We start from the raw sequence: 11,532 nt of genomic DNA, 5'->3' as shown, positions 1-11,532 counted from the left end.
CCATCAGGCGAAAGGGCCGTCGCGAGGACAGGACAAAGAACCATCCTTGCCCCCTCGCACCGGCCTTGTCTGATCGAAATCGGTTTCACCCCAATCAAGTGGCAATGGCCAACCGAAAGTCCGGCGACGCTACCTCAGGAAGATTTGCTGACCCGATTGCCTTGAGCATCAACCACCGCTTCGCCATCTTCCTTGTTGAAAGCGGCTCGTTGCGGGCCTGGCAGAATATCCAGCACCAGTTCGGAAGGTCGACACAGTCTGGTGCCCAGCGGCGTGACCACAATCGGGCGGTTGATCAGAATCGGGTGCGCCAACATGAAGTCGATCAATTGATCATCAGTCCATTTGGCATCATCCAGCCCGAGTTCTTCATATGGCGTGCCTTGTTTGCGCAGCAAAGAACGCACGCTAATCCCCATGGCCGCGATCAGCTCAACCAGTTTCTCCCGGCTCGGCGGGGTTTCCAGGTAGAGAATGACTTGGGGTTCTTCGCCACTATTACGAATCAGTTCCAGCGTGTTGCGCGAGGTGCCGCAGGCTGGGTTGTGATAAATGGTGATGTTGCTCATGGTGCTTTTTCCGTTGAAATTGCGGGTTTAGCGGGCAGCGCGCAGGCCGCGCTCATACCAGGGTTTGCTGCCGTTCACGATGCGGACCACCAGCAGCATGACGGGCACTTCAATCAGCACGCCGACCACCGTAGCCAGCGCTGCGCCGGATTCAAAGCCAAACAGGCTGATCGCCGCAGCGACGGCCAGTTCGAAGAAGTTGGATGCGCCGATCAATGCCGATGGGCAAGCCACAGAATGTTTCTCACCGACCTTGCGATTCAACCAATATGCCAGCGCAGAATTGAAGAACACCTGCACCAGAATCGGCACAGCCAGCAGCGCAATCACCAGCGGTTGCTGAATAATGGCATTGCCCTGGAAGGCGAACAGCAAGACCAGCGTGACCAGCAAGGCGCTGATCGACCACGGCTGAATCGTGCTCATGGCAGCATCAAAACTCGCCTGACCTTTAGCCAGCAGCACTTTGCGGATCACCTGAGCCAGCAGTACCGGAATCACGATGTACAGCACGACGGAAGTCAGCAATGTAGCCCACGGCACGGTGATGCTGGATACGCCCAGCAACAGCCCCACCAGCGGCGCAAAGGCGAAAACCATGATCAGATCATTGAGCGCGACTTGCGACAGCGTGAAATACGGATCACCACCGGTTAAGCGGCTCCATACAAACACCATTGCGGTACACGGCGCAGCAGCCAGCAGGATCAAACCGGCAACGTAGCTGTCGATCTGGCCAGCGGGTAGCCATCTGGCAAACAGCACGCGGATAAACAGCCAGCCCAGAAACGCCATCGAGAACGGCTTGACGCACCAATTGATAAACAGCGTGACGCCTATGCCTTTGAGGTGACCGCGCACCTGATGCAATGCGCTGAAATCAATTTTCAGCAGCATGGGGATAATCATCACCCAGATCAGCAAGCCCACCGGCAGATTGACCTTGGCGATCTCCATGGCGCCGATGGCCTTGAATACGCCGGGCAAGCCCTGCCCCAGCGCGATCCCGATCACGATACAAATGGCAACCCATAAGGTCAGATAGCGCTCGAAAACACTGAGCGGTGCACCGGCAGCTTGCTTGCCGATGACTTCACATTGGGCAGACATTCAATTACTCCAGACAATAAACCAGGGATTTTGAGCAGGAATCAGCAGCAACCACTACCCGTTGCAAGGCTTGCCTCAATGCCACAAGGCGCGCCACCGCAGCAGTTTTCGGTCAGAAATGCCAGCAACTCGTTCATGGCAGCGTAGTTGGCCGAGTAGTACACGAAGCGGCTTTCCTGGCGGCTGGAGATCAACCCGGCGCGTGACAGTTCTTTCAGGTGAAAAGAAAGCGTCGCTCCAGCCAGACCTAGCGTTTCGGCTATGCGCCCTGCCGCCAACCCGTCCGGGCCCGCGCCCACTAGCAGGCGAAAGATGGTCAGACGGGTTTCCTGTGCCAGCGCAGCGAGAGATTGGACAGCGGTTTTATTTTCCATATTTCCATAATTATGGAAATATCATGCAAGGTCAAGCAGCAAAGCGAACAGGGGCCGCTCGTACGTGCGCTAACCCGGCATTTCTTTACCGCTTCAGCTATCAATTTATGAGGAATGCAAAGAAGATCAACGTTAAACCACACCTGTTCACGTCGGGCAGAAGCGCTTCACTCCGGCGCATTGACCGGGCCAGTACAAGCGGTTCAAATATCTGTTATTGGAGAACCGGAAGACAGCATGGGTACAGAGACTGCGAGCCAGGACCCCGAGTTATTGCGTCGGTTGTTGCGGGCGAAAGACCGTATGGATGCTGCCTCGCAAGAGGCTTGGCCAATCAGGCGATTAGCCAGCGTGAGCCATGTTTGTGAAGCCCACTTCGCGCGATCGTTCAAAGACGCCTTTGGCGTGCCGCCGCATCGCTACCTGCTCACCCGGCGCATTGAACGGGCGGTGACGTTACTGCGCGATAGTGACCTGCCGATTACCGAGATCGCTTTTCAGACAGGTTGGCAAAGTCTGGGCACGTTCGGGCGCGTTTTCCGTGATATCACCGACGAAAAGCCGAGCACAATCCGCGCCCGCGCACGCGCTGCAGCACGCGAACTTGGCAGCGTGCCCGCCTGCATTCTCAGCGCAGCACACCGGCCCAACCTCACAATCTCAGTTTTGGAGAAGCGACGCCGCCCAGCCGGACGTATAAAAGAACCTCAACCAACGGAGGTGCAAAATGAGTCAGTGGATCCAGATGGTGGGTATATACGTGCGAGATCAGGATGAAGCGCTCGCGTTTTATGTAGACAAGCTGGGGTTTCGCGTACATACGGACGTGCGCAACGGTGATTTTCGCTGGCTAACGATACAAGCGGCAGATCAGCCAACATTTCAGCTCGGTTTGTTTGCGCCAGGTTCGCCCATGCACGATGCCGCGACAGAACAGACGTTGCGCGCAATGGTGGCCAAAGGTGCAATGCCCTCTCTGGTGCTGGCCGTGGACAATTGCCGCGCCGCTTATGACCGGATGCTAACCCAGGGCGTCGAGTTTACGCAGGAGCCCATGGATCGCTATGGCACCGTGGACGCCGGCTTTCGCGACCCGTCCGGTAATGGCTGGAAAATGATCGAGGTGCGTCAATGACACCGGCGGCGAAGCAACTGGCCAACTCGTCGAGCAGCCTGATCCGGCAGATTCCCCGTTGGTTATCGATTGCCTTTACTTTGACTGTCGTCGCCAATTTCGCGGTGAGAACGCAAGGGCAACCAGCGGCCTGGATCACCTATTCGCCGTTGCTTTCGCTCGCCTTGCTTTTGCTCACGGGTCTGTACTTGTTCATGCTCCCCTATGCCAGCCGTTGGCACAGCGAGTTGCGTACCGATCTCTAAACAGGGAAGCGAGATGCGCGTGAGGACTCGGAAGGCTCATATAACCAATTTCGAATCGCTTTTGCTGGCGTACCTGATATGCAGCTCAAAGAAAACGGGCGCAACTGCGCCCGTTTTCTTTTGCCCCAAAGCCGGGTTGGCTGGCGCCTTCACCACGTTGATTGCCGACTTGTCGTCTTTTTTTCCTGCTTGCTTTTCGACCGGTTCTTTGTTTTCAACATCAGCAGCATGAATGGGGTAGTCAACCGCAGTTTGTCTGGCTTCGCCGCGACCGCCACCCACGACCAGACACGATAAAAAAATGCATCCGCATGAGAAACGGTGCCGCAAAGCGCAAGAACCAGCAGCGTAAAACCAGCCATTCCGTATGCAGCCGACCAGGCAGATGTAGTTACATCACGCTATAAATCAGAGATTTAAATGCCCCGAATGACCTGCCCACGAAAAAAAAACCGCAGTCTTGTCGATTTGCGTGGCGCTGGTTCGTCGTACTTATAACAGCGGCCAAAACACGGTGTTTTCAAACCACATGAAGCTGCTCGTTACCCCTTTTCTTTCAAATCAGGAGAAACAACATGCGATTTATGGTGATTGTTAAAGCCACCAAGGATTCTGAAGCCGGCGTGATGCCAGATACCGAGTTGCTCACGGCCATGACCAAATACAACGAGGAACTGGTCAAAGCGGGCGTGATGCTGGCGGGAGAAGGTCTGCATCCCAGCTCCAAAGGCGCACGAGTGCTGTTTTCTGGCGACAAGCGCACAGTGATTGACGGCCCGTTTACCGAAACCAAAGAGCTGATTGCCGGATTCTGGCTGTGGGAGGTGAAGTCCAGAGAAGAAGCCATCGAGTGGATCAAACGCTGTCCGAACCCGATGCCAGGCGATTCGGAAATCGAAATCCGCCAGGTGTTCGATCCGCAAGATTTCGGCGAAGCCTTTACGCCAGAACTGCAAGAAGCAGAACTGCGGTTACGCGCCGAGTCGGCCAAAAACGGCTAAGCGCCTGCCCGCTAAACATCATTACAAAATCAAACATTCCCCCGGAGAAAACATGTTCAAAGGCATTCTGGTTCTGATTCTGCTGATCGTCGTGGTTGTCCTCGTGCTCGCCGTCCGCCAGCCCGATTCGTTCCGGATAGCGCGCACGGTCACCATTAAAGCGCCGCCAGAGCGAATTTTCGCGCTGATCAATGACTTTCATAGCTGGAGTGCATGGTCACCCTTTGAACATCTGGACCCGGACATGAAGCGTACTTTCAGCGGTGCGCCCAGTGGCGTGGGTTCAGTCTACGAGTGGGACGGTAAAGGCAAGGCAGGCGCTGGGCGGATGGAAATCACCACCGCGACTCCGACACAACAAATCGTCATCAAGCTGGATTTTCTAAAACCATTTGAAGCCCATAACCAGGCTGAATTTACCCTGAAAACCCAAGGCGACAGCACCGAAGTGACCTGGGCGATGAGCGGAGCAATGCAGTTTATCGCCAAAGTCATGGGGGTGTTTTTCAATATGGACAAGATGATTGGCGCTGACTTTGAAACGGGTCTGGCCAATCTGAAGGCAACAGCAGAAAAGTAAACGCGGCTGGGTCTCAAAGCGCCCCGCCACACTCTTCGCACTCTTAAGGAGTACTGAAATGCGTTATCTCTCGGTTTATACCCCAGACCAGCAACCGCAGGCAGGCGACGTCCCTTGCGACGAAGACAATGTCCGCATGGGCGCATTAATTGACGAAATGGTTAAAGCGGGCGTGATGCTGGCCACCGACGGCTTGTTGCCAAACTCTGCCGCAGATGCACAGATGCACTATCACGACGGCAAACTTTCGGTGGTTGATGGCCCATTTGCCGAAACCAAAGAGTTGATTGCCGGCTTCGCCATTATTCAGGTCGCTACCAAGGACGAGGCCTTGTACTGGAATCGCCGCTTTATGGAACTGGCCGGACCAGGTCGCTGCGATATCCGGCTGATGTATGACACGTCGCCCATGGAGAACTTTGCCGCAGCCGCTGAGGCCCACGCTTGAGCACAGTGGTAACAACGCATCGCGCCATCGAGGCGGTGTGGCGGATTGAGTCTGCCCGCATCATCGCCGCCTTGGCGCGCATGCTGCGTGACGTGGGCCTGGCCGAAGAACTGGCCCAGGATGCGCTCGTCACCGCGCTGGAACAATGGCCGCAAAGCGGTGTGCCGGACAACCCCGGCGCGTGGCTGATGACCACGGCCAAACACCGCGCGCTGGACCGGCTGCGCCACCACAAGCTGTTGGAACGCAAGCATGAAGAGTTCGGCCGCGAACTCGAGATTGAACAGGAATTACTGCGCGCCGATGCCGCTGACGCACTCGATGATCACATTGGCGATGATCTGCTGCGGCTGGTGTTCACTGCCTGCCATCCGGTGTTATCGCCCGAAGCGCGCGTCGCGCTCACGCTCAGATTGCTCGGCGGTTTGACCACCGACGAAATCGCCCGTGCATTCCTGGTACCCGAACCCACTATCGCCCAGCGCATTGTCCGGGCTAAACGCACCCTCACCGCCGCACGCGTGCCGTTTGAAGTGCCAGCCGCCGAAGCCCTGCCCGAGCGCCTGGCGTCAGTCTTGGCGGTGATTTATCTCATTTTCAATGAAGGCTATGCCGCCACCGCCGGTGCCGACTGGATGCGCCCGGCGCTGTGTGACGAAGCGCTACGCTTGGGGCGCATTCTGGCCGGGTTGGCGCCGATGCAAGCTGAGGTGCATGGGCTGGTCGCCTTGATGGAAATTCAGGCTTCACGCTCGCGCGCTCGCATCGGGCCTGATGGCGCGCCAATCTTGCTGCTGGAGCAAAACCGCGCAAGGTGGGACCAATTGCTGATCCGGCGCGGGCTGGCTGCGTTGGGGCAAGCGGAAAAACTCGGCGGCATGCTCGGCCCATACACCTTGCAGGCCGCCATTGCCGCCTGTCATGCGCGGGCGCTCACCGCAGACGAAACCAATTGGGAACGCATTGCCGCCTTGTACGACGCGCTGGCCCAGGTTTCTCCTTCACCGGTGGTTGAGCTGAACCGGGCCGTGGCGCTGTGCATGGCCTTCGGGCCAGAGGCAGGCCTGGCCCTGGTCGACACCTTGCTGGATGAACCGTCGTTACGCAGTTATCACTTGTTGCCCAGCGTTCGTGCAGACTTTCTCTGCAAACTGGGGCGATTTGCCGAAGCCAGCGCCGAGTTCAAACGCGCCGCAGAACTCACCTGCAACAGCCGCGAGCAAGTGTTGTTACTGGCACGTGCCCGTGAATGTGCCGAACGTGCCTCCGACAATTCGGCACACTGAGCAGCCATCCTCATAGCCATTAAAGAAGTCGTAGCCCGGATGCAGCGCGGCGAGAATCCGGGATGCAATGATGGCAAATGCCAGAGTCCGCTGCCCGTTTATGCATGGACACCCCGGATTCTCGCCAGGGCTTCATCCGGGCTACACGGCGACGGCTGCAGGTTTGGTAACACCTGATTACTGCAGCACCTGCGTAATCTCCAGCCCCAGTTCGTATTCCTTGCCGCGCTCGATCTCATGGCAGCGCCGCACTTTGACGGTAGCGGCGAATGGCGTGCGCGAACCGCCGCCCACTGGTGGCGGCATCACCACAATATCGAACACTTCATCCAGCTGCGGTACGTAACTGGTGCGCACGGTCAGGCCGCCGACACTGAGGTCGGTGCAGGTGCCATATTGCGACGGCGAGTGATCGTGAAAGCGTAGTTTGACTTCGCAATTGATTGGTATTCGTCGCGCGCTGCGTTTTTCTTGCTGCCCCATTCTTGCGGTCCCCAGCCTGGCAGATTAGCGTCATTTTTATTTGCGGCTTGCAAACACATGCTGCCAGTTTCTGCAGTGCACGTGGGAACTGCATGCAATCGGGTATCGGCCCTGCAACAACCAGTTGCCGCTCGCCCACCGATATGCGGTCAGCCTGGGACGGCATCGCATAATCGCGAGCTTTGGTGCATCCGGCGCAGCGCCAGCGGCGATATCGGGGCCAATATGGCCGACCCGCAGCTGTGCGTAGATCGGCCCCTGGCGTGGTCAGATTTATTGCGCGCCGTCAGCCGGTGCGACCTGGCCGGTGCCATGTACCAGATGCTCGGCGATGGTCTGGGCGCGGTCCTGACTGAAGCCGCCGTATTGATCGTGCAGCAGCGGGTGCGTGGCCTGGGTGGCAGTGCGCTGCAAGATCAGCGCCGGACGCAAACCGTGCGGGCGCGGATGCACATTGAGCAGCAGACCCAAGGTATCCGGATAACCGGGCAACTGGTTGCTTAACCAGCCCGAACGCACTACGTCCACGCCCGGCGCGGTCAAGCGTGTCTGGTGTTCGGCAAAGGTTTGCGCATCGACGGCCACCCAGACTAGCCAGCTGAACATCAGCTCGGTGCCCTGCACTGGCACTTCCAGCACGCCGCGAACGAAATGATCAACCTGATGGCCGTGGTCGATCTTGCAAAAATCAGAGTCAATCTGCGCGATGCTGCTCTTTTGTTCATCGCTCAGGTTGAAGTAGTGATACGGCACGGCAAATTCAAAACCTGGCTGGCCGACATGGGTTTGTCCGCACACGCGACAGGTAAAAGAAAAACTCGATTGCATGATGCTCTCGTGGAGGATTCGGCAAGACCGCCACTCTAGCCGTTGCGTAACATGCGCGTCCACTGCCGTGTGCCCAAGCGCCGCTGTGCTGCGGCAGGCCCGCATGAAACCTCGGTTTTCCCGAGCCTGGAGGCTCAATTGTGTAGCTTTGAACGCATTGCCAGCATGGCGGTCTCAACTCACGTATTGCGCTTCCTGGCTATCAGGCAGTGGTTACTGTCAGACAGCCGTTGTGGTTTGGTGACAACGCGTGAAAGACGCGTCGCGTAACCGATGACACGCGGGTAATATGGCCCGCGCCCGGCGCCTTTGTGCGTCCTCTCAAATGCCTGCCTATATCTTGAATAAATTCCCGAACCTGCTTGCCGTTTGCCTGTTCCTGCTCACCGTGGTGGTCGCGTCGGTCAGCCGCGCCGAGACCGTCTCGCCCGATACCTCGCAAGTGTTCCGCCAGTACAAAGATGCCGTGGTGCAAGTGCGCATCATGGATAAGCGCAGCAACAATCGTTCAGCGCTGGGAACCGGTTTTGCAGTGGATGATGCGGGCCACATCATTTCCAACTTTCACGTGATCTCGTCACTGGCGTGGCACCCGGAATGGTTCCGCGCTGAGGCCGTCCGTGCCAACGGCAGCGTGGTACCGCTGGCTGTAATCGGCTTTGACGTGGTGCACGATCTATCGTTGCTGAAGATTGCCACGCCGTTGCCCACTCACCTGGAGCTGGATGCCGGGCCGCTGGATAAAGGCACCACGCTGTACTCGTTCGGCATTCCGCTGGATCTGGATTTCACCATCGTTCGTGGCCTGTATAACGGGTTGATCGACAAAAGCCTGCGTGAGCAAATCCACTTTACCGGTGCTATCAACCCCGGCATGAGCGGTGGCCCCACGGTGACCGAAGCCGGTCGCGTCATTGGCATTAACGTTGCCACTTCAGGCAACGATGTCGGCTTTCTGGTCCCCGCCAAATATGCGGTCGCGCTGTTGCAGCAAAGCACCAACCCGCCGATGACCACCTCCACCCAGATGCTCAAACTGGTCGACCAGCAATTGCTGGCCTCGCAAGATGCCGTGGTCGCGCGCCTGCTGGCAGCGCCGCTAAAACTGGATAGCGTGGGTCATTACCGCACAGCCCGTGACTGGTCAGATTTCTTTCGCTGCTGGGGCAACGAGATACGCGGCGACGACAAACGTTATACGGCGCAGACCATGCGTTGCGGCTCGCAAAGTTCGATCTTTCTAACCGAAGAATACGAGACCGGCACGGTGTACTACAGCAGCAGTTATGTGCAAAGCAAAGGGCTGAATGATCAGCAGTTTGCTCATTTATACGGCGGGCTGTTCAGCGTTGATCCGCCCTTGCCAGACGCCACCCGCGAGGACGTCGGCAACTTCAGTTGCAAGACCGCGTTTGTGCATCAGCCCGACGGCTTGCCGCTGAAGAATGTGTTTTGCCTGCGCGCTTATCGCAAATTGCCGGGTTTGTACGATGCGGTAATGATGAGCGCCACGCTGGACCAATCGCAAAATGGTCTGATCAATCGCCTGGTGGTGGGTGGCATCAGTTATAACAACGCGGTCAAACTGGCCCGCAAATTTCTGGGTGCAACGGCATGGGCGAACCACTAATCCTGGAAATCCTGGATCGCCGGGGCAAAGTCACCCATCGGCAGAAATTCACGGATTTCCCCATTCGCATTGGTCGCGATTACAGCAATGAGTTGATCCTCGACGATGACGCGGTATCGCCACGTCATCTGCAAATTGAAGCGGCCGATAACGGCTGGCATGTGGTGGATCTGGGTAGCGAAAACGGCAGTTTCACCGGCAATGCCGGTGCGCGTTTTCAGGAATCCACCATCGCCGCGGATCAGCGTTTGCGGGTAGGCCGCACCATTTTGCAGTTTCGCAGTATTGCATCCGCAGTCGCGCCAACAGTCTTGCATGGCGGCTTTTTGTGGCGGTTGATGGAGTTGCTGGGCAATCTGTGGATCATGCTGGCCTTGCTGGCCGTCAATATCGGACTGCTGACCTGGAGCAGTTTTCTGGATCAGGCCAATCTGGTCAAAGCCTCCGACCTGATCGTCACCGCAGCCAGCGTTGGCTTCGCCGCCCTGCTGTGGGCCAGCGCCTGGGCCTTGCTGGCCAGATTACTCAATCACCGTGCCGTGCTGTTCGAGTACATCTCGCTCGCATCCATCATGACCATTCTGGGCGTCATAACCGAAGCCATTGATATCCGGCTGGATTATCTCTGGCCCGACACGCTTTCTGTGGGTGCGGTGACCAGCCTGTTGTGGCTGGTGCTGGTATTTGGTTTGGGCTATCTGCATCTGAAGCTGGCCACCGCGCTCAGTCGCAGCAAGCTGTGCACAATGCTGGGTGTCGGCGTAGCCGTGCTTTGCCTGATTTTGCTGACCACCAACTACCGCGATGCACACACCTTCACCACCGATGTGGAGTACAACGCCAACCTGCAACTGCTGCCAACAAGGTTATTGCCGAGCCAGCCTACCGATCATTTCTTTGACGATCTGGGCGATGTGAAAGATCAGGCGCAGAAAAAAGCCAAGGATTTGAATTGAACATTTGAACGCTTGAACGCTTGAGCACCCGCACCACGCGCGCGGATGCGGGCGTCAGGTGCCGGGGCAGGCAAAGTCGCGGGTCTCTTCAGCCGGCCCTGCCAGCCCTTGTCCATCCGGTGCGGGGAAGGCGTTCTTGAAGACAAACGCGTGTGCGGTCGGGCCGGACTTTTGCAGATAAGCCAGCCGCTCGGCTGCCTCGGCCAATGTCGGAATGTGGTCGTGATCCACCCACCACAACACCATATAAGCCCGATCCAGGCGCTCAAACCATTCATTGCGTCGGCGCATGATCTCGACGTGAGCGGATTTGAAAGCGTATTGGGCCAGTGATGCTACGTCTTCCCACACCGACATATTGACCAGCACGTTATCCCCAAATGCCCGAACGGCAGTGGCATCGCCCTCTTCATCTTTGAGCCGCCAGACAAAACCAGGAGAACACTCCGCCAGCGCATTGATGCGCTCCAGGTTCCCCACAAAATCGGCCATGACCGGGGACTCCAGCGGCGCTTTCATGCTGGCGATATTCAGTTGCGCCAATCGATACTTCGGCATGCATATCTCCGTTCAAATACACCACGCCTGAAACCAGTCACAATTTCTGGTGATTGCTCACTACTTCATCAATGATGGTGCGCAAGAACTTGATGGCGAACGCCTCGTCCAGGCCGTTATCCCGCGCTAGTTGCACGATGCGCTCGGTTTGTCGGGCTTCTCGCTCAGCGTCGACCGCAGGCAAACCCTGCGTTTTCTTGATCAGCCCCACGTTATGGGTAATCGCAAAGCGCTCCGCCAGCAAACTCACCAGTTGCTGATCGATTGCGTCGATGCGCTGGCGCAATTGCGGCAGTTGCTGTTCATTGGCCTGAGCCATCTTTTCCACC

17 protein-coding genes are annotated in these 11,532 nt (G+C 57.3%); 9 read left to right on the top strand and 8 right to left on the bottom strand.

Translation table 11 applies throughout. The features are described from left to right. Positions 1-134 precede the first annotated feature (134 nt). The 3 genes from arsC to N7220_RS17285 are packed head-to-tail and all read right to left on the bottom strand — an operon-like array spanning position 135 to position 2,053. Entirely contained in the window at positions 135-569 is a 435-nt protein-coding gene (arsC, locus tag N7220_RS17295; protein WP_283148768.1) for a glutaredoxin-dependent arsenate reductase, read from the bottom strand. Between the two features lie 27 nt (positions 570-596). Further along, on the bottom strand, positions 597-1,679 hold the full coding sequence (gene arsB, locus N7220_RS17290; protein WP_283148767.1) for an ACR3 family arsenite efflux transporter: 1,083 nt from the start codon (positions 1,677-1,679) through the stop codon (positions 597-599). Positions 1,680-1,720: 41 nt separating this feature from the next. Next, complete coding sequence (locus N7220_RS17285) at positions 1,721-2,053, bottom strand: ArsR/SmtB family transcription factor (RefSeq protein ID WP_283148766.1); 333 nt, start codon at positions 2,051-2,053, stop codon at positions 1,721-1,723. 114 nt (positions 2,054-2,167) lie between these two features. On the opposite strand from N7220_RS17285, the gene N7220_RS20805 reads away from it, so the two are divergent. Genes N7220_RS20805 through N7220_RS17275 form a run of 3 tightly spaced genes read left to right on the top strand, consistent with a single transcriptional unit; the run spans position 2,168 to position 3,433 of the window. Further along, positions 2,168-2,830 carry a helix-turn-helix transcriptional regulator gene (locus N7220_RS20805; RefSeq protein ID WP_390901518.1) on the top strand — a complete coding sequence of 221 codons (663 nt, stop codon included), beginning with the start codon at positions 2,168-2,170 and terminating at the stop codon, positions 2,828-2,830. Beyond that, positions 2,781-3,188: a VOC family protein gene (locus tag N7220_RS17280; RefSeq protein ID WP_283148765.1), complete on the top strand. Its 408-nt coding sequence runs from the start codon at positions 2,781-2,783 to the stop codon at positions 3,186-3,188. Before N7220_RS20805 ends, N7220_RS17280 begins: the two co-directional genes overlap by 50 nt. Next, positions 3,185-3,433, top strand: a complete 249-nt coding sequence (locus N7220_RS17275) for a hypothetical protein (protein WP_283148764.1) — start codon at positions 3,185-3,187, stop codon at positions 3,431-3,433. Before N7220_RS17280 ends, N7220_RS17275 begins: the two co-directional genes overlap by 4 nt. 36 nt (positions 3,434-3,469) lie before the next feature. Here N7220_RS17275 and N7220_RS17270 read toward each other — a convergent pair whose 3' ends face one another. Next, positions 3,470-3,715 carry a hypothetical protein gene (locus N7220_RS17270; protein WP_283148763.1) on the bottom strand — a complete coding sequence of 82 codons (246 nt, stop codon included), beginning with the start codon at positions 3,713-3,715 and terminating at the stop codon, positions 3,470-3,472. A gap of 293 nt (positions 3,716-4,008) precedes the next feature. On the opposite strand from N7220_RS17270, the gene N7220_RS17265 reads away from it, so the two are divergent. From N7220_RS17265 to N7220_RS17250, 4 genes are read left to right on the top strand one after another with little or no spacing between them, the layout of a single operon-like run. Continuing rightward, entirely contained in the window at positions 4,009-4,434 is a 426-nt protein-coding gene (locus N7220_RS17265) for a YciI family protein (RefSeq protein WP_283148762.1), read from the top strand. A 52-nt stretch (positions 4,435-4,486) separates the two neighbouring features. Further along, positions 4,487-5,014 (top strand): SRPBCC family protein, encoded by a 528-nt coding sequence (locus N7220_RS17260; RefSeq protein ID WP_283148761.1) that lies wholly within the window; start codon positions 4,487-4,489, stop codon positions 5,012-5,014. 58 nt (positions 5,015-5,072) lie between these two features. Next, positions 5,073-5,462: a YciI family protein gene (locus N7220_RS17255; protein ID WP_283148760.1), complete on the top strand. Its 390-nt coding sequence runs from the start codon at positions 5,073-5,075 to the stop codon at positions 5,460-5,462. A gap of 5 nt (positions 5,463-5,467) precedes the next feature. After that, positions 5,468-6,748, top strand: coding sequence for an RNA polymerase sigma factor (locus N7220_RS17250; RefSeq protein ID WP_283151451.1), 1,281 nt, complete (start codon positions 5,468-5,470; stop codon positions 6,746-6,748). A gap of 177 nt (positions 6,749-6,925) precedes the next feature. On the opposite strand, the gene N7220_RS17245 is transcribed toward N7220_RS17250, so the two are convergent. Both N7220_RS17245 and N7220_RS17240 read right to left on the bottom strand, forming a co-directional pair. Further along, entirely contained in the window at positions 6,926-7,231 is a 306-nt protein-coding gene (locus tag N7220_RS17245) for a PilZ domain-containing protein (RefSeq protein ID WP_283148759.1), read from the bottom strand. Positions 7,232-7,504: 273 nt separating this feature from the next. Next, positions 7,505-8,059, bottom strand: coding sequence for a DUF2199 domain-containing protein (locus N7220_RS17240; protein ID WP_283148758.1), 555 nt, complete (start codon positions 8,057-8,059; stop codon positions 7,505-7,507). A 325-nt stretch (positions 8,060-8,384) separates the two neighbouring features. Here N7220_RS17240 and N7220_RS17235 point away from each other — a divergent pair, with 325 nt between their 5' ends. Further along, a complete protein-coding gene (locus tag N7220_RS17235; protein ID WP_283148757.1) occupies positions 8,385-9,689 on the top strand; it encodes a S1C family serine protease in 1,305 nt (434 codons plus the stop codon). Further along, positions 9,674-10,645, top strand: a complete 972-nt coding sequence (locus N7220_RS17230) for an FHA domain-containing protein (RefSeq protein WP_283148756.1) — start codon at positions 9,674-9,676, stop codon at positions 10,643-10,645. Before N7220_RS17235 ends, N7220_RS17230 begins: the two co-directional genes overlap by 16 nt. A 54-nt stretch (positions 10,646-10,699) precedes the next feature. On the opposite strand, the gene N7220_RS17225 is transcribed toward N7220_RS17230, so the two are convergent. Both N7220_RS17225 and N7220_RS17220 read right to left on the bottom strand, forming a co-directional pair. Continuing rightward, entirely contained in the window at positions 10,700-11,203 is a 504-nt protein-coding gene (locus tag N7220_RS17225) for a DUF3291 domain-containing protein (RefSeq protein WP_283148755.1), read from the bottom strand. A gap of 37 nt (positions 11,204-11,240) precedes the next feature. After that, positions 11,241-11,522: a chorismate mutase gene (locus N7220_RS17220; RefSeq protein ID WP_283148754.1), complete on the bottom strand. Its 282-nt coding sequence runs from the start codon at positions 11,520-11,522 to the stop codon at positions 11,241-11,243. Positions 11,523-11,532: the final 10 nt, after the last annotated feature.

Source organism: Silvimonas soli (assembly GCF_030035605.1).
GTDB lineage: Bacteria > Pseudomonadota > Gammaproteobacteria > Burkholderiales > Chitinibacteraceae > Silvimonas > Silvimonas soli.
This window is presented reverse-complemented; position numbering and strand designations above follow the sequence as displayed.

Bases quoted from the DNA above. Each gene is read 5' to 3' on its own strand.
- N7220_RS17220 (WP_283148754.1), bottom strand. From the start codon at position 11,522: ATGGCTCAGGCCAATGAACAGCAACTGCCGCAATTGCGCCAGCGCATC.
- N7220_RS17255 (WP_283148760.1), top strand. From the start codon at position 5,073: ATGCGTTATCTCTCGGTTTATACCCCAGACCAGCAACCGCAGGCAGGC.
- arsC (WP_283148768.1), bottom strand. From the start codon at position 569: ATGAGCAACATCACCATTTATCACAACCCAGCCTGCGGCACCTCGCGC.
- N7220_RS17285 (WP_283148766.1), bottom strand. From the start codon at position 2,053: ATGGAAAATAAAACCGCTGTCCAATCTCTCGCTGCGCTGGCACAGGAA.
- N7220_RS17240 (WP_283148758.1), bottom strand. From the start codon at position 8,059: ATGCAATCGAGTTTTTCTTTTACCTGTCGCGTGTGCGGACAAACCCAT.
- N7220_RS17230 (WP_283148756.1), top strand. From the start codon at position 9,674: ATGGGCGAACCACTAATCCTGGAAATCCTGGATCGCCGGGGCAAAGTC.
- arsB (WP_283148767.1), bottom strand. From the start codon at position 1,679: ATGTCTGCCCAATGTGAAGTCATCGGCAAGCAAGCTGCCGGTGCACCG.
- N7220_RS17265 (WP_283148762.1), top strand. From the start codon at position 4,009: ATGCGATTTATGGTGATTGTTAAAGCCACCAAGGATTCTGAAGCCGGC.
- N7220_RS17225 (WP_283148755.1), bottom strand. From the start codon at position 11,203: ATGCCGAAGTATCGATTGGCGCAACTGAATATCGCCAGCATGAAAGCG.
- N7220_RS17280 (WP_283148765.1), top strand. From the start codon at position 2,781: ATGAGTCAGTGGATCCAGATGGTGGGTATATACGTGCGAGATCAGGAT.
- N7220_RS20805 (WP_390901518.1), top strand. From the start codon at position 2,168: ATGCAAAGAAGATCAACGTTAAACCACACCTGTTCACGTCGGGCAGAA.
- N7220_RS17235 (WP_283148757.1), top strand. From the start codon at position 8,385: ATGCCTGCCTATATCTTGAATAAATTCCCGAACCTGCTTGCCGTTTGC.
- N7220_RS17275 (WP_283148764.1), top strand. From the start codon at position 3,185: ATGACACCGGCGGCGAAGCAACTGGCCAACTCGTCGAGCAGCCTGATC.
- N7220_RS17260 (WP_283148761.1), top strand. From the start codon at position 4,487: ATGTTCAAAGGCATTCTGGTTCTGATTCTGCTGATCGTCGTGGTTGTC.
- N7220_RS17245 (WP_283148759.1), bottom strand. From the start codon at position 7,231: ATGGGGCAGCAAGAAAAACGCAGCGCGCGACGAATACCAATCAATTGC.